Consider the following 18,994-nt stretch of genomic DNA (forward strand, 5'->3'; position numbering starts at 1 on the left):
CCATGAGGTCGCTCTTTTTTCATCAGACAAAGGGGTAACGATTACTCGTCGCCCGCCTCCCCGGCATCGACAGCACCGGTGTCCGCTGCGGTATCAGTGCCTTCGGACACCTCACCTTCCACGGCCACTGCGTCGTTTTCGTCCTCGTCGCTCTCGGCGATACGCTGCAGACCGACCACGGTTTCGTCCTCACCGGTACGGATCAGACGCACACCGCCGGTGTTGCGACCGATGACGCTCACCTCGGCAACGCGGGTGCGTACCAAGGTGCCGCCATTGGTGATCAGCATGATCTGGTCGGTATCTTCGACCTGGATCGCATCGATCACCTTGCCGTTGCGCTCGTCCACCTTGATGGAGATAACGCCCTGGGTACCGCGGCTCTTGGTCGGGTATTCATCCAGCGCGGTACGCTTGCCGTAGCCGTTCTCGGTGGCGGTGAGGATGGCACCTTCGCCACGGGGCACGATAAGGGAGACCACCTTGTCACCGGCGCCGAGCTTGATGCCGCGCACACCGGCGGCGGTACGCCCCATGGGACGCACGCCCTTGAAGGTGCCCTTGCTCTCGGTGCTTTCGCCGTTGTCGCTGCCATCATCGTCATTGCCGGCATCGTCGTCGTTTTCGACGTCATCGCTGGCATCCGCATCGGCGCGACCGCTGCCTTCCGCAAAGCGAACGACCTTGCCCGCGTCGGAGAACAGCATGATCTCGTTGCTGCCGTCGGTGATGTCCACCCCGATCAGCTCATCGCCCTCTTTGAGGTTGATGGCGCGAATACCGGAGGAGAGCGGACGGCTGAAATCGGACAGGCTGGTCTTCTTCACGGTGCCGTTGGCGGTGGCGAAGAAGACATACTTGTCGGCGTCATATTCTTTAACCGGCAGGATGGCAGTGATGCGCTCACCCTCATCCAGCGGCAGCAGGTTGATGATCGGACGACCGCGGGCGCCACGGGACGCCTCCGGCAGCTGATACACCTTGAGCCAGTAGACCTTGCCACGGGTGGAGAAGCACAGAATGGTGTCGTGGGTGTTGGCCACCAGCAGACGCTCTACAAAGTCCTCTTCCTTGATCCGGGTGGCCGACTTGCCACGACCACCGCGGCGCTGGGCCTCGTAGTCGGAGAGCGGCTGATACTTCACGTAACCCTGGTGAGACAGGGTCACGACCACGTCTTCCGGAGTGATCAGATCTTCGATGTTGATCTCGGCACTGGACATGCTGATCTCGGTGCGACGCTCGTCGCCGTACTGCTCGCGCACGGCCAGCAGTTCGTCGCGGATCACTTCCATCAGGCGAACCGGGCTCGCCAGGATGTGCAGCAACTCGGCGATGAGATCCAGCAGAGATTGGTACTCTTCCAGGATCTTCTCGTGCTCGAGGCCGGTCAGCTTGTGCAGACGCAGGTCAAGGATGGCCTGTGCCTGCTGCTCGGTCAGGTAGTAGTGACCATCGCGAATGCCGAACTCGGGCTCCAGCCACTCGGGGCGGGCCGCGTCGTCACCGGCTTTCTCCAGCATGGCAGCCACGTTGCCGAGCTCCCAGCCTTTGGCAACCAGGCCCGCTTTCGCATCCGCCGGGGTCGCGCTGTGGCGGATAAGTTCGATCACCGGATCGATGTTGGCCAGCGCTACCGCCAGACCTTCCAGGATGTGCGCCCGATCCCGCGCCTTGCGCAGTTCGAACACGGTCCGGCGGGTCACCACTTCACGGCGGTGCAGCAGGAACGCATCCAGGATCTCTTTGAGGTTCATCACCTTGGGCTGGTTGTTATCGAGTGCCACCATGTTGATGCCGAACGTGGTCTGCATCTGGGTGTGCTTGTAGAGATTGTTCAGCACAATCTCGCCGGACTCGCCGCGCTTGATCTCGATGACGATGCGCATGCCGTCCTTGTCGGACTCATCGCGCAGGGCACTGATGCCCTCGATCCTCTTCTCTTTGACCAGCTCGGCGATCTTCTCGATCAGGCGAGCCTTGTTCACCTGATAGGGGATCTCGTGGACGATGATGGTCTCGCGACCACTCTTATCGTCCACTTCCACCTCGGCCTTGGCACGTACGTAGATGGAGCCACGACCGGTACGGTATGCCTGCACGATGCCGGAACGACCGTTGATGATGCCACCGGTGGGGAAATCCGGGCCGGTGATGTAGGTCATCAGCTCGTCGATGGTGAGGTCGCCGTTCTCGATCAACGCCAGACAGCCGTTGACTATCTCGGTGAGGTTGTGAGGCGGAATGTTGGTCGCCATGCCCACCGCGATACCGGAGGAGCCGTTGACCAGCAGGTTGGGAACCTTGGTGGGCATGACAGCCGGGATCATCTCGGTGCCGTCATAGTTCGGCACCCAGTCCACGGTCTCTTTGTCCAGATCGGCCAGCAGCTCGTGGGAGATGCGGGCCATCCGCACTTCGGTATAACGCATGGCCGCGGCGCTGTCGCCGTCGACCGAACCGAAGTTGCCCTGACCGTCGACCAGCATGTAGCGCATGGAGAAATCCTGCGCCATCCGGACGATGGTGTCATACACGGCAATGTCGCCGTGCGGGTGATATTTACCGATTACGTCACCGACCACACGGGCCGATTTTTTATAGGGCTTGTTCCAGTCGTTCCCCAGCTCGTTCATTGCATACAGAACGCGGCGGTGAACCGGTTTCAAGCCATCACGCACATCCGGCAGAGCTCGTCCTACGATCACGCTCATGGCGTAATCAAGATAGGAACTCTTGAGCTCTTCTTCGATGTTGACCGGCGTGATCTCTCTGGCCAGATCGCTCATAGAAAGCCTTAATCCCTAATTAGTTGTTCTTTGGCTTAAACAGCGCGACATGGTAACACACCAAGGCGAATTTCTTAAGCCACAAATCGGGCTGGTTTGACAAAGTCCGTCCGTTATAATGCCCGCTAGGACAATAGATTGCGCGCGACTCCCCCTCGCGCCCTTGCCACAGGATCTTCGAGAAATGAACAGTGACGCCAATGTCGATCTGACCGAAATCGCCAAATTTGAAGCCATCGCCTCCCGCTGGTGGGATATGGAGGGAGAGTTCAAGCCCCTGCACCAGATCAACCCGGTGCGCCTTGACTGGATCACCGACAAGAGCGGCGGCCTGTTTGGCAAGCGCGTGCTCGACATCGGCTGCGGTGGCGGCATCCTCTCCGAGAGCATTGCTCGCCGCGGCGCCCAGGTAACCGGCATCGACATGGGCAAGGAGCCTCTCGGTGTGGCCCGTCTGCACGCCCTGGAGCAGGGGGTGGAGCTTGAATACCGCCAGATCACCGCCGAGGCTCACGCAACCGAAGCCGCCGGCCAGTACGACGTGGTCACCTGCATGGAGATGCTGGAGCACGTGCCGGATCCGGCTTCCGTGCTGCGCGCCATCGCCACCCTGGTGCGCCCGGGTGGCAAGGTGTTCGTCTCCACTATCAACCGCAACCCCAAGTCTTACCTGATGATGATCGTCGGGGCCGAATACCTGATGAAGATGGTGCCCAAGGGGACCCACGACCACAAAAAGTTCATCACCCCGGCCGAACTGTGCCGCATGGGTGAAGCGGCAGGCCTTCTGGTGCGTGACATGAGCGGCGTTCACTACTCTCCGCTCACCAACCACTTCAAGCTCGGCCGCAACGTCGACGTCAACTACATGGTGGAATTCGTCCGCCCGGAGCAGAGCTGATGGCAGATACCCCTCGGGCGCCCCTTCGCTGCGTGCTGTTTGATCTGGACGGCACCCTGCTCGACACGGCGCCGGACCTCGGCGCAGCCGTCAACCATGTGCTGGTGAGTGAGGGCTTTGCTCCCCTCTCTGACGACATCATCCGCCAGACCACCTCCCATGGGGCGCTTGGGTTGCTCAAGGCAGGCCTTGGCGACGAGCTGCTTGAGGCGCTGGGAGCAACCCGCCTGCGTACAGCCCTGCTCGACTACTATGCGGCCAACCTCTGCGTCGGTACCCGCCCCTATGAGGGAATGGAAGATCTCATCGAATGGCTCGATGAGCGGCAGATGCCCTGGGGCATCGTCACCAACAAGCCGGGTTTTCTCACAGAGCCGCTGCTGGCCGCCCTGCCGGCACTGGCCAGCTGTGGCGTCACCGTGAGCGCTGATACCCTGCCGGTGCGCAAACCCGACCCCGCCCCCATGTACTTTGCCTGCGAACAGCTGGGGGTCGATGCCGCCCACTGCCTCTATGTGGGAGATCATGTGCGAGATATAGAAGCGGGTCGCAATGCAGGGATGCGCACCGCCGTCGCTGGCTGGGGTTATCTGAATGACAATGAGGATCCCGCCGACTGGGGCGCGGATCTGCAATTCGATACCGTGCAGGCGCTGCACCACTGGTTACGCTACGAGCTGGGCTGATCCTGCGATCATCCAAAGGCGGGCAACATGTTGTCCGCCTTTTTTATGCCCGGACAATCCCTATACTCTGCCGCGCCGCCATTCCTTATTGATGGATAAAAAAGGCACCTTAGCCCTACCGCCATACTCATATGAAAAACCAGGGCGCCTCGCAGTTCCCGGGTCCACCATACCTGCATCAGCGCCGCGAAGAAGCGCGACCGCAACAACTGGACAGCTTTTGTCCCCTGTTGCATAAGGGATAATCAGTGTTCTGGCGCTAGTAAAATCCCCCCTCTTTCGCAAGCAAAAAAAGTTATTTAAATTTTCCATCTTCGATCTGGATACTTGCATTTGACGAAGCGGACGAATGAAAACCCGCTCACTGTGAGCGATCACTAACAGCGGTCGCAACACTCACAATTTATCCACAGCAAGCCCGTTATCCACACATTGCATTGAGGGGCTGACCTCACTATCTTGTAGCTCGAAATCAAAATAACACTATATCTTGTGATTCATCGCACAATCTCTGCCCAATTCCGCCTCAGGTCGGTGTCAGCACGGCAGCATTGTGCGATGGTTTTTCGGGAATCAACCGATGCCGGCAGGTATCAATGAAAGGGGTCATCAGCCAATGAACTTGTTTGTGACGAAGCGTACCGGACACAAAGAACCCATCGATCTGGATAAAATTCACCGCGTGCTGGACTGGGCCGCCGAAGGGCTCGACAACGTGTCGGTCTCCCAGGTGGAGCTCAAGTCCCATATCCAGTTCTATGACGGCATCCGTACCGCCGACATCCACGAGACCATCATCAAGGCGACCGCTGACCTTATCTCCGAGCAGACCCCTGACTATCAGTACATGGCTGCCCGTCTGGCCATCTTCCACCTGCGCAAGAAGGCCTACGGCCAGTTCGAGCCGCCCCACCTCTATCAGCACGTCGCCAAGCTGGTGGACATGGGCAAGTACGACAAGCACCTGCTGGAAGACTACACCCAGGCCGAATACGAGGAGCTGAACGCCCACCTCGATCACTGGCGCGACATGAATTTCTCCTACGCCGCGGTCAAGCAGCTGGAAGGCAAGTACCTGGTCCAGAACCGCGTCACCGGCGAGATTTACGAGAGCCCGCAGTTCCTCTACATGCTGGTGGCGGCCTGTCTCTTCTCCAAGTACCCGAAAGATACCCGTCTGGACTACATCAAGCGCTTCTATGATGCGGTCTCGACCTTCAAGATCTCCCTGCCGACCCCGATCATGAGCGGCGTGCGCACCCCGACTCGCCAGTTCAGCTCCTGCGTGCTGATCGAGTGCGACGACAGCCTGGACTCCATCAACGCTACCGCCAGCTCCATCGTGCGTTACGTTTCCCAGCGCGCCGGTATCGGCATCAACGCCGGTCGTATTCGCGGTCTGGGCAGCCCCATCCGTGGCGGTGAAGCGTTCCACACCGGCTGCATCCCCTTCTACAAATACTTCCAGACTGCGGTCAAATGCTGCTCCCAGGGCGGCGTGCGCGGCGGTGCGGCCACCCTCTTCTACCCCCTGTGGCACACCGAGGTGGAAAGCCTGCTGGTGCTCAAGAACAACCGCGGCGTGGAAGAGAACCGGGTCCGTCACATGGACTACGGGGTGCAGATCAACAAGCTGATGTATCAGCGACTCATCAAGGGCGGCGATATCACATTGTTCTCCCCGTCTGATGCTCCGGGTCTGTATGACGCCTTCTTTGCGGATCAGGACAAATTTGAAGCGCTCTACGTCAAGTACGAGCAGGATCCGGCCATTCGCAAGAAGACCCTCAAGGCGGTCGATCTCTTCTCCCTGATGATGCAGGAGCGCGCCGGCACCGGTCGCATCTACATCCAGAACGTGGATCACTGCAACACCCACAGCCCGTTCGATCCGAGCGTGGCGCCGGTGCGCCAGTCCAACCTCTGTCTGGAAATCGCGCTGCCCACCAAGCCGCTCAACAACATCGATGACGACAACGGCGAGATCGCCCTGTGCACCCTCTCCGCCTTCAACCTGGGCGCCATCGACAAGCTGGAAGATCTCGAAGAGATGGCCGATCTGGCGGTGCGCGCCCTGGACGCCCTGCTCGACTATCAGGACTACCCGATCGCCGCCGCGAAGAAAGGCAGCATGGGTCGCCGCACCCTGGGTATCGGCGTCATCAACTACGCCTACTACCTGGCGAAAAACGGTGCCCGCTACTCTGACGGCTCCGGTCTGGCCCTGACTCACCGCACCTTCGAGGCGATCCAGTACTACCTGCTGAAAGCCTCCGTGCAGCTGGCCCGCGAGTTCGGTCCCTGCCCGCTGTTTGGCGAGACCACCTATGCCCAGGGGATCCTGCCCATTGATACCTACAAGCGGGATCTGGACACCATCTGCAACGAGCCGTTGCACCTGGATTGGGAAGCCCTGCGCGAAGAGATCAAAACCGTGGGTCTGCGCAACTCCACCCTGACCGCCCTGATGCCGAGCGAGACCTCCAGCCAGATCTCCAACGCCACCAACGGCATCGAGCCGCCGCGCGGCCTGGTCTCCGTCAAGGCGTCCAAAGACGGCATTCTCAAACAGGTGGTGCCCGAGTATGATCGCCTGAAAGATCAGTACGAGCTGCTGTGGAAGCAGCCGAGCGTAGATGGCTACCTGCAGCTGGTCGGTATCATGCAAAAGTTCGTGGATCAGGCCATCTCGGCCAACACCAACTACGATCCGGCCCGTTTCGAAGGCAACAAGGTGCCGATGAAGCAGCTGCTCAAGGATCTGCTGACCGCCTACAAATACGGCCTCAAGACCCTCTACTATCACAACACCCGTGATGGTGCGGACGACACCCAGACCGATCTGCAAGATGACGGTTGCGCGGGTGGGGCCTGCAAGATCTGATAAACCGGGCGGGAGCATTGGCTCCCGCTCTCCCGTTTTCTCTATTCACGTATTCTGGTAACCATGGCCTACTCAACTTTCTGCCAAACCCAAAACGACCAGCTCAAAGAGCCGATGTTTTTTGGCCAATCGGTCAACGTAGCCCGTTATGATCAACAAAAGCACGAGGTGTTCGAGCGCCTGATCGAGAAGCAGCTCTCCTTCTTCTGGCGCCCGGAAGAGGTGGACGTCTCGCGGGATCGCATCGACTACCAGGCTCTGCCTCCCCACGAGCAGCACATCTTCATCTCCAACCTGAAGTATCAGACCCTGCTGGACTCCATCCAGGGCCGCAGCCCCAACGTGGCGCTGCTACCGCTGGTCTCCATCCCGGAGCTGGAAACCTGGATTGAAACCTGGGCCTTCTCGGAGACCATCCACTCGCGCTCCTACACCCACATCATCCGCAACATCGTCAACACCCCCGCCCAGGTGTTCGATGACATCGTCACCAACGAACAGATCCTGAAGCGCGCCGGCTCCATCAGCCACTTCTACGACGATCTGATCGAGGCGACCGCCCTCTACAACCTGCATGGTGAAGGCACTCATCTGGTGGCGGGCCGCGAGGTGACCATCACCCTGCGCGAGCTCAAGAAGAAGCTCTATCTGTGCCTGATGAGCGTCAACGCCCTGGAGGCGATCCGCTTCTACGTGAGCTTTGCCTGCTCCTTTGCCTTCGCCGAGCGCGAGCTGATGGAGGGCAACGCCAAGATCATCAAGATGATCGCCCGCGACGAAGCGCTGCACCTGACCGGCACCCAACACATGCTGAACCTGATGCGCAGCGGCCAGGACGATCCCGAGATGGCAGAGATCGCCATCGAGTGCGAGCAGGCCTGCTTCGATCTGTTCAAGGAAGCCGCCATTCAGGAAAAAGAGTGGGCGGAGTACCTGTTCCAGGACGGCTCCATGATCGGCCTGAACAAGGACATCCTCTGCCAGTACGTGGAGTACATCACCAACCTGCGGATGGCCGCAGTGGGCCTGCAGCCGGCCTTCTCCGGCACCAAGCAGAACCCCATCCCCTGGATCAACACCTGGCTGTCATCCGACAACGTGCAGGTCGCCCCCCAGGAAGTCGAGGTGAGCTCCTATCTGGTGGGCCAGATCGACAGCGAAGTGAATGCCGACGATCTGGGTGACTTCGAGCTGTGAGTGACGCCGTCGGCACTCTGGGCACGTCACCTGCCCCGACCCAGGCCGAAGCAACCTCCCCCCGGGTTCATACCCGGGATGGGGCTGTGCTGCACGCCCATCCGGGCGAGAGCGTATTGGAAACCCTGGAGCGCCACGGCCACAGCGTCGAGTTCCAGTGTCGCAGCGGCTATTGCGGCGCTTGCCGCACACCGCTGTTGGCCGGCAAGGTGCACTACCCCAGCGTGCCGCTGGCCTTTGTCTCCCAGGGCGAGTGCCTGCCCTGCTGCTGCAAGCCGGTGGGTACCATTCGTCTCGATATCCAGACCCTCGATAGCCAGAAAGAGTGACCTCGATCTGCATTCATGAAGTGCTCGACACATAGCCCAAACAAAAAACCGCCGGATTGCTCCGGCGGTTTTTTTATGGTGTTTTCTGCCCGGTTCGAGCAATGGCAAGAGGAAGCCACAGACCTGTATCAGACGGTCCTCTTTTCCACTCTAAAGCAGTAATTTACAACCAGGGCGCAGCAGTCGGCCCGTGGTGCAGACCCAGCTTCCAGACCCGGCCAAAGTGCTTGTAGTGACCGGCCGCAACCCCGGCCTTCTCCCCCATGCCGTGGTAGAGATCGAGGTGCCCCTTCTTGACCGCCCCACCCACATCCAGCGCAATCAACAGCCGCAGCTGATGTTTGCCGGTCCAGTTGCCCGCCTTGTCGAGCAGTGGCACTTCCGCGAGTATAGGGGTGCCCATGGGCAGCAATGTCTTGTCGGCCGCCACTGCCGCCATGGGCAAGAGCGGAATGCCGGCTGCGCCGACCACGTCATTGGTGGGACGGCGTTCGAAGAAGACATAGGAGGGGTTCTGCTCCACCAGTTCCTTCACGTTCTCCTCCGGCTGGCGGTTGGCCCACTCCTTGATGGCCTTCATGGACATCTGCTCCTTGGGCACCTCACCCCGGTCGATCAGCACCCGGCCGATGCTCACATAGCCGTGACCATTCTTGCCGCTGTAGCCCAGATATTGCAGTTGATCGTTGTCCCCGTAGTGGACAAAGCCCGAGCCCTGCACGTCCATCAGGAAGTTGTCGATAAGGGATTTACTGTACCCCAGCTCCAGCCCCCGGTTGGCCAGCGCCCCACGATGGATCTGGGCCCGGGTCGGACAACGGCTGCCGCAGTTGGGCATGGCGTAGATAGGATACTTGTAGTTGGCATCCGGACGGTGGCGCACCTCCAGCACCGGCGAGTAATAGCCGGTGAAGAGCACGTTGCCCATGCGATCGGCACCGCCCAGCTGGGCCAGGCTGATGCCGTAACGGGTGATGTCGGCGGGATGGCCGCCATTGGCGACCCAGCGGGAGAGCTGGTGATAAAGCTCGCCATAGCGGCTCGCCATGCGGCCGGAGCGATCCAGCACCAGCCTGCTCTGCTGAGCGAACCTGCTGTAATCCGCGGGGGCCAGGCTGTTGACCCGCTCCACCCGCACCAGATCATCCGGCAGGAAGCCGTCCAGATACTGCTTGCCCAGATTCTCCGGCACCTCGCAGTTGAGAAAACATCTGTTGTCGGCCTGTGTTTTGGGCGCCTCCGCTTGCTCGGAGTTGCCTGCACAACCGGCCAGCCCCAGCACAGCGGCGGTCAGCCAGTACGCGTGTTTGTTCATATGTCCTCATATAACACCAAGAGCCATGCTCGGCGGGGAAGATGCCAAATTTGCAGGGGGAAAGCAAACGACTTCCCCACCACGACGCAGGATTTCTCCAAAGGGGATCTTCTGGGTTATAACAAGGTAACAAGGTGTGAGAGGCCATGGATGGAACAGCTCGAGATCTTCCCGCTGCAGAGCCCCTGTATCGGGGTCTGCGAAGTGAACAACAAGGGCTACTGCAAGGGATGCCTGCGCAGCCGCGAGGAGCGTTTCAACTGGCAGAAGATGACCCAGGCCCAGCAGCAGGAGGTGATGCGCCTGTGCCGGGATCGCAAGCGCCGGGTCGAGGCGGCGCGGCGCAAGGCCAGAGAAGGGGCCCCCCCCGAACAGATGCCGCAACCCGGCTGGGATTTCTAACCCCCCTTCCCTTCTTTATCAATCATTCCCCTCTATCAAGCATAAAAAAGGCGGCCCGCAGGCCGCCTGGTGAATGTCATTGCTGTTGTCAGGCCGCCGCCAGCTTGGCTGCCGGTTGCTCGGCGCGCTTGAGCATGGCGTATGTGACGCCGGTCACCAGCGACCCCGCCGCAATCGCCACGATATACATCATGACGTGGCTGATGGCGTTTGGAATAAAGAGCACGAACAGGCCACCGTGGGGCGCCACCAGCTCACAGCCAAACAACATGGAGAGCGCACCGGTCAGGGCGCCGCCCACCATGCAGGCCGGGATGACGCGCATCGGATCCTTGGCGGCAAACGGAATGGCCCCTTCGGAGATGAAGCACAGACCCAGCACGAAAGAGGCCTTGCCCGCTTCCTGCTCCGCCTTGATGAACTTCTTGCTGGCGAGGAAGGTGGCGATACCCATCCCCAGTGCCGGCACCATGCCGGCAGCCATCACGGCTGCCATGGGTGCATAGGTCTTGGAGGCAAGCAGGCCCACCCCGAAGGCATAAGCCGCCTTGTTGACCGGACCCCCCATGTCGAAGCACATCATGGCGCCGATGATGATCCCGAGCAGCACAGCGTTGGCCGAGCCCATGTTGTTGAGGAACTCGGTCATGGCACTCATGATGCCGGCGACCGGCCCGCCCACCACGTAGATCATCACCAGGCCGGTGAACAGGCTGGCAAAGAGCGGAATGATGAGGATGGGTTTCAGTGCTTCCAGGGTCACCGGCAGGCGCACCTTGTCGCTCAGAAACTTGGCGCTGTAACCGGCAAGGAAACCGCCGACGATGCCACCGAGGAAACCCGCGCCCAGGGAGCTTGCCAGCATGCCGCCGATCATACCCGGAGCAAGACCCGGGCGATCAGCAATCGAATAGGCGATGTAGCCGGCCAGCACCGGGATCATCAGGGCGAATGCGGAGCCGCCACCGATCTGCATCAGGGCCGCGGCCAGGGTACCTTCCTGCTTGAATGCCTCGATGCCGAAGATGAAGGAGATGGCGATGATGAGGCCACCCGCCACCACCATGGGCAGCATAAAAGAGACGCCGGTCAGCAGGTGCTTGTAAGGGCCTGCCTTTTCCTCTTTCTTCGGCGAGGCGCTACCGCTGTGACGATACACCTTGGCTTCGCTCCAGGCTTTATCCAGCTCGGCACGGGTCTTCTTGAGCGCCGCGCCGGTGCTGGTGCGATAGACAGGCTTGCCATCGAAGCGGGCCATGTCCACTTCAATGTCGGTGGCGAGGAACACCAGATCGGCAGCAGCAATCTCGTCCGCGGTCAGGGCATTCTGTGCACCAACCGAGCCCTGGGTCTCGACACGGATCTGATGGCCCAGCTGTTTGGCCATGGTCTCCAGCGCTTCTGCCGACATAAAGGTGTGGGCCACGCCGGTGGGACAAGCTGTTACCGCCACGATGCGCTTGGCTCCTGTGGTTGCCGGTTTGGCTGTGACCGGGGCAGCCTGATGGCGATAGACACTGGCGCCACTGGTGGCTGCGTCCAGGAGCGCAGCCGGATCCTGCAGAGCAAGATCCATGCTCCCCTGATAGACCCGCTTGCCGTCATAGGCGGCGAGATCCACCTGAGTGCTGGCAACAACAAGCACCAGGTCGGCTGCGGCAATCTGCTCCTTGCCCGGTACCTGACGGGGCTGCACGCTGGAGCCGACATCGAGGGTGAGCTCCCAGCCTGCCAGTTTGGCCTGCTGTTCTATCCGTTTTGCAGCGAGAAAGCTGGTGGCAATGCCCGCCGGGCAAGCCGTAACCAAGATTGCTTTCATTGGGCATCTCCTGAGTTTTCCATTGAGGGAGTATTGCAATGAGCCTGTGCCTGCTCATCCAGACGGGTGAGACGCACCTGCTCGAGTAAGGGGTTCAATACCTTGATATCGCTAAAGCCGACCGCTACCTGGCTGACCGCCAGCGCAGAGACGGCGGTGGCCATACGCAGGGTCTGCTCCGGCGCCCAGCCAAGGCTCAGACCATGAGCCAGCCCGGCCACCAGGGAATCGCCGGCACCCACCGTGCTGACCACCTGCATGCGCGGCGGAGTGGCCTGCCAAGTGGCATCCGGACCAAACCAGATGAGACCATCGGCGCCGTTGGAAATCACCACGTGGGGGATCCCGCTTGCCTGCAGCGCACGGGCACACTCGGCCTGCTCTGCGAGGGTCTTGATGGGACGCTCCGCCCACTGGCCGAGCTCCTCCAGATTGGGTTTGACCAGAGTCGGCGCCGCCTTGATCCCTTCGCTTAAGGCAGCGCCGCTGCAATCGAAGATCACCTGCTTGCCCTTGGCCTTGAGCAGGCTGATCAGGCGCGCGCAGTAGTCAGGTGCCACCCCTTTGGGCAGGCTGCCCGCCAGCACGAACCAGTCAGTGTGCGGGGCCAGCTCGTCGATGACAGCCTCCAGCGCCTGTACCTCTTCTTCGTGAATGGTAAGCCCCGGCAGGTTGAGATCGGTGATCCGACCGGATTGCTCAGAAATCTTGACGTTGATGCGGGTACTGCCCGCCACACGCACGAAGCGGTCGGTCAGGCCCCGCTCGGCAAACAGGGAGACGAAGCTCTGCTGGTTGCCTTCACCAAGCCAGCCGGTCAGCCCCACGTCACGGCCCAGATCTTTCAACACCATGGCGACGTTGATCCCCTTGCCGGCGGCGCGCAAGGAGGCCTCGCTTACCAGATTGACCTCGCCAAGCTGCATGGCGTCGAGGCGGGTGGTGAGATCGAGCGCCGGATTGAGGGTAATGGTGACGATCTCCATCAGTGCGCACCCTCGCCCAGACCCGCGGCGATGGCCGCGCCGATCCCCTTGAGGGCTGCTTCGGCATCCGGCCCTTCGGCGCGAAACGCCAGACGGTGGCCGCACTTGACACCAAGGCCGATCACCTTCATCAGGCTCTTGGCGGAGACCGCCTCGCCGCTGCCATCCAGATTCGCCACCCGAATATCCGATTCATACTCCTTCGCCACCTTGACCAACATGGCGCCCGGACGGGCATGCAAACCGTGGGGGTTGATGATGGTGAAAGTATCTGAGAGACCACTCGCCGGCCCCGCCTGCAGCATGGCAAGCCCCTCGCTGCCCGCAAGCGTCCCGAGCTGACCTGCTGCTACCAGTTTGGCCAGGTTATCCAGTTGTGGCAGGTGGCCCGCATCGGCCGCGCACAGCAGCAACATGGCATTTACCGGCAGATCGCCCGCCGTCAATACACTGCTTGGGGTCGCCAGCAACCAGCCGGTCTGGGCGGCTTGCGCGCGGGCCAACCAGATCCCCTCACCAAGATAAGCAGGTTCGCTTGCCAGCAGCGCGCTCACCATGGCGGCGTCCCCCCAGCCGGCGGATTTGGCGCGGGCGGCGGCGCCCAGCAGCAGCTGGTCGCGATCATCGGCCGGGAAGTCAGCCAGGGTCAGAAACTGCACCTCTTTTGCTGCCGTCGCGCCGGTCAGGATATTGATGATGGTGTCGGCATCGGTAGCCTCTTTCAATTGAGCGGCTGCCTGCTCGTCACCCAGCACGTGGGTGAGCTGGCGCAGGATGCCCAGGTGCTCGTCAGACTTGGCGGCGATGCCGATGGCGACATAGGCGATCTGCCCCTCGTCCCACTCAATCCCCTGCGGGAATTGGGCCACCATGACGCCTGTACTCTTCACCAGATGGCGGGTGTCCGTGGTGCCGTGGGGAATGGCGATGCCGCTGCCAAGATAGGTGGCGTGCTGCGCCTCGCGGGCCAGCATCCCTTCCACGTAGCCCGCCTCCACCAGACCGGCTTCGGTCAGCTTATCTGCCAGCAATGCGATGGCGTCAGCCTTGGTCGCTACCGACTGCCCCAGCAAAATCTGCCGTTGCTCCAACTTCAACATAGGGATCCTCCATCCGATCCTGGCGCCCGAGGGACGCCGGCTCATCACAATTGACAATGCGGGTCATTTATCAGCTGACAATAGACCGGATTGCATCCCTTCGCGGGCCTATCGGGTTTTCATCCCCGTCCATCGATTGTCTGCTGACAAGCTGAATCGTTTCACTTACACTCAGACTGAATCGTTTCAGCGAATTGATCAAGTACCCACAAAGAGTGCTTTTCAATGATATGATCCCGCGCACACTTTTCGCCGCCCTCACCCGGCACAGTGCCCGTGGGCCTTGCAACTCGAACAGAGTCGATATGATGAAACTGGATGAAATCGCCGCCCTCGCCGGTGTCTCGCGCACCACGGCCAGCTATGTGATCAACGGCAAGGCTGATCAATACCGCATCAGCCAGGCGACCCGTGACAAGGTGATGGCGGTGGTGACCGCCCACAACTACCAGCCGGACAGTCGCGCCGCCTCCCTGCGCGGTGGCCAGACCAAAACCTTCGGCTTCATCCTGCCCGACCTCGAGAACGCCAGTTACGCCAAGCTGGCCAAACGCCTCGAACAGGGCAGCCGACCCCATGGCTATCAGCTGCTCATCGTCTGCTCGGAAGATGATCCCGCCACCGAGAAGGAGCTGGCCCAGATGCTGGCCAGCCGCCACGTGGACGCTCTGCTGGTGGCCAGCTGCCTGCCGCCAGACGATCCCTTCTACCCGGGCCTGCAGGCACGCGGCATCCAGGTGCTGGCCATCGACCGGGCCATGACCGCCGACAAGTTCGTGACCGTCGCCAGCGAAAACGAGAAGGCGAGCTTTGATCTCACCGCCTCCCTGCTCACCCCGGCTATCCACCACATCGCCCTGATCACTGCCTTGCCGCACCTTACGATCAGCCAGGAGCGCCGCGCCGGCTTCGAACAGGCCGTTGCCAACCACAGCGCCGAGCGCCATCTGTGCGAGGGGGCCCATTTCTCCCGTACCGAGGGCTATCGCCTGATCAAGACGTTACACCAGCAACTTGGCCAGTTGCCCGAAGCGCTGATCACCACCTCCTACATCCTGATGGAGGGGGTGCTCGACTATTTGATAGAGCAGGAGGCCGACATGAGCCGGCTCGCCATGGCCACTTTCGGCGACGATCGGCTGCTCGACTTCCTCCCCTTTGGCATCAACTCCCTGCCCCAGCAGCACGATGCCCTCGCCAGCCAGGCGCTGGCGCTCGCCATCAAGGCGGTCAACGGTGACTATCAGTGCGGCCTGCACTATGTGAGCCGTACCCTCAAGCGCCGACGCTGACCCCCTCCTCCTCCCTTCCGGCTGGCACAATAAGTTGACGCGCTGATGGCAACGGCATTGCCACAGCGCGTTTTTTCATCAAACTAGTCCCCTTGTCATCATTTATTTCCACCTATCTCAGGACTGCAGTACAAAATCTGCCTTGAAGGGGTTGTTTCCGATATTTTGATCCGTTAACTTGGCAACCATCTTTTACATCCAATGGATTTTTCGTAACGATGGGTTCACTCCGATATTGCTAGCCTCCGGTCTCACTCCCGGAGGCGCCCCGACACCGCCAATGGCACGTATTGTTTACACTTTCACGCTCGATTTCGGATGGACTCCATGAATACCAAAACCCTGGGTTGTACCCTGTTGATTGCTGGCACCACCATAGGCGCCGGCATGCTGGCCCTGCCGCTGGCCTCCTCTTCCCTTGGCGGCCCCGCGACACTGGTGCTGATGATCGGCCTGTGGGCCCTGATGGCCTTCACCGCCATGCTGCAGGTGGAAGCGAGCCTCACCACCGGCAAGTGGTACCTGCACCAGCTGGCAGATCACCTGCTCGGCCCCTGGGGCAAACGCATCGCCTCCTTCTGCATCCTGATGCTGTTCTACTCGCTCGCCTCCGCCTACATCAGTGGCGGCAGCAGCCTGCTGGCCCAGGCACTGGCAGACGCCGAAATTCCTCTCAGCCAGGAGCAGGCCGCCTGGGCCTTCACCCTGCTGTTTGGCGGCATGGTCTGCATCGGTACCCGCTCGGTGGATTACCTCAATCGCCTGATGTTCACCGTGAAACTGGTGATCATGGTGGCGGTGCTGGCGTTGCTGCTGCCGCGCACCGAGGGACAGCACCTGCTCTCCATGCCGTTGGGCCAAGGGCTACTGCTGGCGGGTCTGCCGGTGATCTTCACCTCGTTCGGCTTTCACGGCTCCATCCCGAGCGTGATGCTCTACCTGGGTGATTGCCCCAAGCAGCTGCGCCGGGTCTTTGTCTGGGGCTCCGCCCTGCCGCTCATCCTTTATGTGTTGTGGCAGGTGGCCATTCTGGGGCTGCTGGGACAAGAGGCCCTGCTCACCAACGGCGGCGCACTCGATAGCCTGCTCGCCAGCGTCGGCAAGCTGGTCAGCTGGCCTGCGTTCAACCAGGCCATGCACCTGTTTGCGGATCTGGCGCTGGCTACCTCCTTCCTCGGGGTGACCCTGGGTCTGTTCGACTTCATGGCCAAGGTGACCCGTCGCAAGGACAACTGGCAGGGTCGCACCCAGACCGGCCTCATCACCTTCGTGCCGCCCCTGTTGTTTGCCCTCTACTTCCCGCAGGGCTTCATCATGGCGCTGGGCTACGCGGCCATCGCGCTGGCGGTGCTGGCGGTGCTGCTGCCAGTGGCCCTGGTGTGGCAGAGCCGCAAGCAGGCAGAGACGCACCACTACCGCGCCCCGGGCGGCGTGCTGGCACTGGGACTTGCCGGTGCCATGGGCGTGCTGATCGTCGGAGTACAGGTGAGCGTCAGTATGGGTCTGCTGCCGGCGCTGTAAAAACCCGCCTCCCGCACGACAGAAGTTCAAAAGCCCCGCCAATAAACTTGGCGGGGCTTTTTCTATCCCGTTTTGCATCCAGCAAGTCAGATCCCCAAAACGGAGGGCGGAATCCGGATCGCGGGCACAAAAAAGCCCTGCCAGATTGGCAGGGCTTGTGAGATCAACCGAGCAGAGCGGAAGCGCTCCCGATCCAATTACTGATTGTGGCTTGCGCGACGCGGACGACGGGCCTGGGCCGGTTTGCCGGCGCCTTCGGCCGGACGCTGGCCACCCTGAGGCTTGGGCTTGCCGCCGTTGCCAGTGCGATTGCCACCACCGTTACCACCCGCGCCATTGCCGGAGCGACCGGCGCCCTGACGCTGGCCTTGACCCTGCGGGCGCGGCGCACGGCGCTGCTCGCTCGGATCACGGGGCTCTTTGCGCAGCGGCGCACCGATGCCACGGGCGATATTGTCGAGGGTCTCGCGAGAAGCCTCAAAGCCCGCCACCTGCTCGCAGGGGATGCTCTGCTTGGTCAGACGCTCGATGGCCTTGATAAGCTTGCCCTCATCCGCCGCTACCAGGGAGATGGCGTGACCGGCGGCGCCGGCACGGCCGGTACGGCCAATGCGGTGCACGTAATCTTCCGCCACGTTCGGCAGCTCGAAGTTCACCACCTGCGGCAGCTTGTCGATATCCAGACCACGAGCCGCGATGTCGGTCGCCACCATGACGCGCACGCTGCCATCCTTGAAGCCGGACAGGGCGCGGGTACGGGCCCCCTGGCTCTTGTTGCCGTGGATGGCGGCGGCGCTGATGCCGTCTTTTTCAAGCTTCTCGGCAACCCGGTTGGCGATGTGCTTGGTGCGGGTAAACACCAAGACCTGCTGCCAGTTGTTGCTGGAAATAAGGTGGCTCAACAGGGCAATCTTGTTGGCCTTGTCGCACGGGTGTACCAGCTGCTCGATACGCTCGGCAGTGCTGTTGCGCGGGGCCACTTCGATCACCGCCGGGTTGTCCAGCAAACCGGTGGCCAGCTCGCGAATTTCGTCGGCGAAGGTGGCGGAGAAGAGCAGGTTCTGGCGCTTTTTCGGCAGCAGGGTCAGGATGCGGCGAATGTCGCGGATAAAGCCCATGTCGAGCATGCGATCCGCTTCGTCCAGCACCAGGATCTCCACCTCGTCAAACTTGACGGCATTCTGGTTGTAGAGATCGAGCAGACGGCCCGGGCAGGCCACCAGCACGTCCAGACCACGGCGAGTCGCCATCATCTGCGGGTTGATGCTCACGCCGCCAAAAACCACGTGGCTGCGAATGGGCAGGTGCTTGCCGTAGTTGCGCACGCTCTCGCCCACCTGGGCTGCCAGCTCGCGGGTCGGGGTCAGCACCAGGGCACGAATGCGGTTCGGGGAGACCTTGCGCTTGCTCTCGGTCAGGCGCTGCAGCATCGGCAGGGTGAAGCCTGCGGTCTTGCCGGTCCCGGTCTGGGCCGCTGCCATCAGGTCGCGGCCGGCCAGGACGGCAGGGATCGCTTGTTGCTGGATGGGAGACGGGGTGTCGTAACCTTGTTCGGCAACGGCACGCAACAAGGGTTCGGCCAGACCGAGGGAAGTAAAGCTCATAGTTACCTGCTAGGGATAGGGGCGCCGGGGATCCGTGATGGGGCTCCTCTGCTGAGCCGATGCCATCTCGCAGGATCCGGGCCTTGAGAAAACAACGATTTCCCCGGGGAGCAGAGCAAAGGGGAAAGAATAGAGGCGCAGTCTAGCGGAGTTGCTTCGGATAGACGAG

Annotated in this window: 14 protein-coding genes; 8 read left to right on the plus strand and 6 right to left on the minus strand. The window is 61.3% G+C overall.

Annotated elements, in window-relative coordinates:
- Positions 1-41: 41 nt before the first annotated feature.
- Positions 42-2,789, minus strand: coding sequence for a DNA topoisomerase (ATP-hydrolyzing) subunit A (gyrA, locus tag MRK42_RS10815; protein WP_338612398.1), 2,748 nt, complete (start codon positions 2,787-2,789; stop codon positions 42-44).
- Between the two features lie 184 nt (positions 2,790-2,973).
- Here gyrA and ubiG point away from each other — a divergent pair, with 184 nt between their 5' ends.
- From ubiG to yfaE, 5 genes are all read left to right on the plus strand, one after another.
- Positions 2,974-3,690 carry a bifunctional 2-polyprenyl-6-hydroxyphenol methylase/3-demethylubiquinol 3-O-methyltransferase UbiG gene (ubiG, locus tag MRK42_RS10820; protein ID WP_338612399.1) on the plus strand — a complete coding sequence of 239 codons (717 nt, stop codon included), beginning with the start codon at positions 2,974-2,976 and terminating at the stop codon, positions 3,688-3,690.
- Positions 3,690-4,376 (plus strand): HAD-IA family hydrolase, encoded by a 687-nt coding sequence (locus MRK42_RS10825; protein WP_338612400.1) that lies wholly within the window; start codon positions 3,690-3,692, stop codon positions 4,374-4,376. Before ubiG ends, MRK42_RS10825 begins: the two co-directional genes overlap by 1 nt.
- A 616-nt stretch (positions 4,377-4,992) precedes the next feature.
- Positions 4,993-7,260 carry a class 1a ribonucleoside-diphosphate reductase subunit alpha gene (gene nrdA, locus MRK42_RS10830; RefSeq protein ID WP_338612401.1) on the plus strand — a complete coding sequence of 756 codons (2,268 nt, stop codon included), beginning with the start codon at positions 4,993-4,995 and terminating at the stop codon, positions 7,258-7,260.
- A gap of 63 nt (positions 7,261-7,323) precedes the next feature.
- Complete coding sequence (nrdB, locus tag MRK42_RS10835; RefSeq protein WP_026457495.1) at positions 7,324-8,457, plus strand: class Ia ribonucleoside-diphosphate reductase subunit beta; 1,134 nt, start codon at positions 7,324-7,326, stop codon at positions 8,455-8,457.
- Entirely contained in the window at positions 8,454-8,786 is a 333-nt protein-coding gene (gene yfaE / locus MRK42_RS10840) for a class I ribonucleotide reductase maintenance protein YfaE (RefSeq protein WP_338612402.1), read from the plus strand. Before nrdB ends, yfaE begins: the two co-directional genes overlap by 4 nt.
- 163 nt (positions 8,787-8,949) lie before the next feature.
- On the opposite strand, the gene mltA is transcribed toward yfaE, so the two are convergent.
- Positions 8,950-10,101 carry a murein transglycosylase A gene (gene mltA / locus MRK42_RS10845; RefSeq protein WP_338612403.1) on the minus strand — a complete coding sequence of 384 codons (1,152 nt, stop codon included), beginning with the start codon at positions 10,099-10,101 and terminating at the stop codon, positions 8,950-8,952.
- 150 nt (positions 10,102-10,251) lie between these two features.
- Between mltA and MRK42_RS10850 the strand changes: the two genes are divergently transcribed.
- Entirely contained in the window at positions 10,252-10,503 is a 252-nt protein-coding gene (locus MRK42_RS10850; RefSeq protein WP_216992376.1) for a DUF1289 domain-containing protein, read from the plus strand.
- Between the two features lie 88 nt (positions 10,504-10,591).
- Here MRK42_RS10850 and fruA read toward each other — a convergent pair whose 3' ends face one another.
- The 3 genes from fruA to fruB are packed head-to-tail and all read right to left on the minus strand — an operon-like array spanning position 10,592 to position 14,408.
- The gene (fruA, locus tag MRK42_RS10855) at positions 10,592-12,322 is read right to left on the minus strand and encodes a PTS fructose transporter subunit IIBC (protein WP_338612404.1); all 1,731 of its coding nucleotides are present in this window, start codon (positions 12,320-12,322) and stop codon (positions 10,592-10,594) included.
- Positions 12,319-13,308 carry a 1-phosphofructokinase gene (gene pfkB, locus MRK42_RS10860; protein WP_216992378.1) on the minus strand — a complete coding sequence of 330 codons (990 nt, stop codon included), beginning with the start codon at positions 13,306-13,308 and terminating at the stop codon, positions 12,319-12,321. The genes fruA and pfkB overlap by 4 nt, the downstream gene beginning before the upstream one ends.
- Positions 13,308-14,408 carry a fused PTS fructose transporter subunit IIA/HPr protein gene (gene fruB / locus MRK42_RS10865; RefSeq protein WP_338612405.1) on the minus strand — a complete coding sequence of 367 codons (1,101 nt, stop codon included), beginning with the start codon at positions 14,406-14,408 and terminating at the stop codon, positions 13,308-13,310. Before fruB ends, pfkB begins: the two co-directional genes overlap by 1 nt.
- A 305-nt stretch (positions 14,409-14,713) precedes the next feature.
- On the opposite strand from fruB, the gene cra reads away from it, so the two are divergent.
- Together cra and MRK42_RS10875 are read left to right on the plus strand one after the other, a co-directional pair.
- Positions 14,714-15,700, plus strand: a complete 987-nt coding sequence (gene cra, locus MRK42_RS10870) for a catabolite repressor/activator (RefSeq protein WP_338612406.1) — start codon at positions 14,714-14,716, stop codon at positions 15,698-15,700.
- A 327-nt stretch (positions 15,701-16,027) separates the two neighbouring features.
- Entirely contained in the window at positions 16,028-17,221 is a 1,194-nt protein-coding gene (locus MRK42_RS10875) for an aromatic amino acid transport family protein (RefSeq protein ID WP_224209680.1), read from the plus strand.
- Positions 17,222-17,418: 197 nt separating this feature from the next.
- On the opposite strand, the gene MRK42_RS10880 is transcribed toward MRK42_RS10875, so the two are convergent.
- Positions 17,419-18,825 carry a DEAD/DEAH box helicase gene (locus MRK42_RS10880; RefSeq protein ID WP_201939597.1) on the minus strand — a complete coding sequence of 469 codons (1,407 nt, stop codon included), beginning with the start codon at positions 18,823-18,825 and terminating at the stop codon, positions 17,419-17,421.
- Positions 18,826-18,994: the final 169 nt, after the last annotated feature.

It is taken from the genome of Aeromonas sp. 19NY04SH05-1, assembly GCF_040581895.1.
GTDB classification, from domain to species: domain Bacteria; phylum Pseudomonadota; class Gammaproteobacteria; order Enterobacterales; family Aeromonadaceae; genus Aeromonas; species Aeromonas enteropelogenes.

Excerpts from the sequence above, each read along its gene's own strand:
- gyrA (WP_338612398.1), bottom strand. The coding sequence starts at position 2,789 with ATGAGCGATCTGGCCAGAGAGATCACGCCGGTCAACATCGAAGAAGAG.
- ubiG (WP_338612399.1), top strand. The coding sequence starts at position 2,974 with ATGAACAGTGACGCCAATGTCGATCTGACCGAAATCGCCAAATTTGAA.
- MRK42_RS10825 (WP_338612400.1), top strand. The coding sequence starts at position 3,690 with ATGGCAGATACCCCTCGGGCGCCCCTTCGCTGCGTGCTGTTTGATCTG.
- nrdA (WP_338612401.1), top strand. The coding sequence starts at position 4,993 with ATGAACTTGTTTGTGACGAAGCGTACCGGACACAAAGAACCCATCGAT.
- nrdB (WP_026457495.1), top strand. The coding sequence starts at position 7,324 with ATGGCCTACTCAACTTTCTGCCAAACCCAAAACGACCAGCTCAAAGAG.
- mltA (WP_338612403.1), bottom strand. The coding sequence starts at position 10,101 with ATGAACAAACACGCGTACTGGCTGACCGCCGCTGTGCTGGGGCTGGCC.
- MRK42_RS10850 (WP_216992376.1), top strand. The coding sequence starts at position 10,252 with ATGGAACAGCTCGAGATCTTCCCGCTGCAGAGCCCCTGTATCGGGGTC.
- fruA (WP_338612404.1), bottom strand. The coding sequence starts at position 12,322 with ATGAAAGCAATCTTGGTTACGGCTTGCCCGGCGGGCATTGCCACCAGC.
- pfkB (WP_216992378.1), bottom strand. The coding sequence starts at position 13,308 with ATGGAGATCGTCACCATTACCCTCAATCCGGCGCTCGATCTCACCACC.
- fruB (WP_338612405.1), bottom strand. The coding sequence starts at position 14,408 with ATGTTGAAGTTGGAGCAACGGCAGATTTTGCTGGGGCAGTCGGTAGCG.
- cra (WP_338612406.1), top strand. The coding sequence starts at position 14,714 with ATGATGAAACTGGATGAAATCGCCGCCCTCGCCGGTGTCTCGCGCACC.
- MRK42_RS10875 (WP_224209680.1), top strand. The coding sequence starts at position 16,028 with ATGAATACCAAAACCCTGGGTTGTACCCTGTTGATTGCTGGCACCACC.
- MRK42_RS10880 (WP_201939597.1), bottom strand. The coding sequence starts at position 18,825 with ATGAGCTTTACTTCCCTCGGTCTGGCCGAACCCTTGTTGCGTGCCGTT.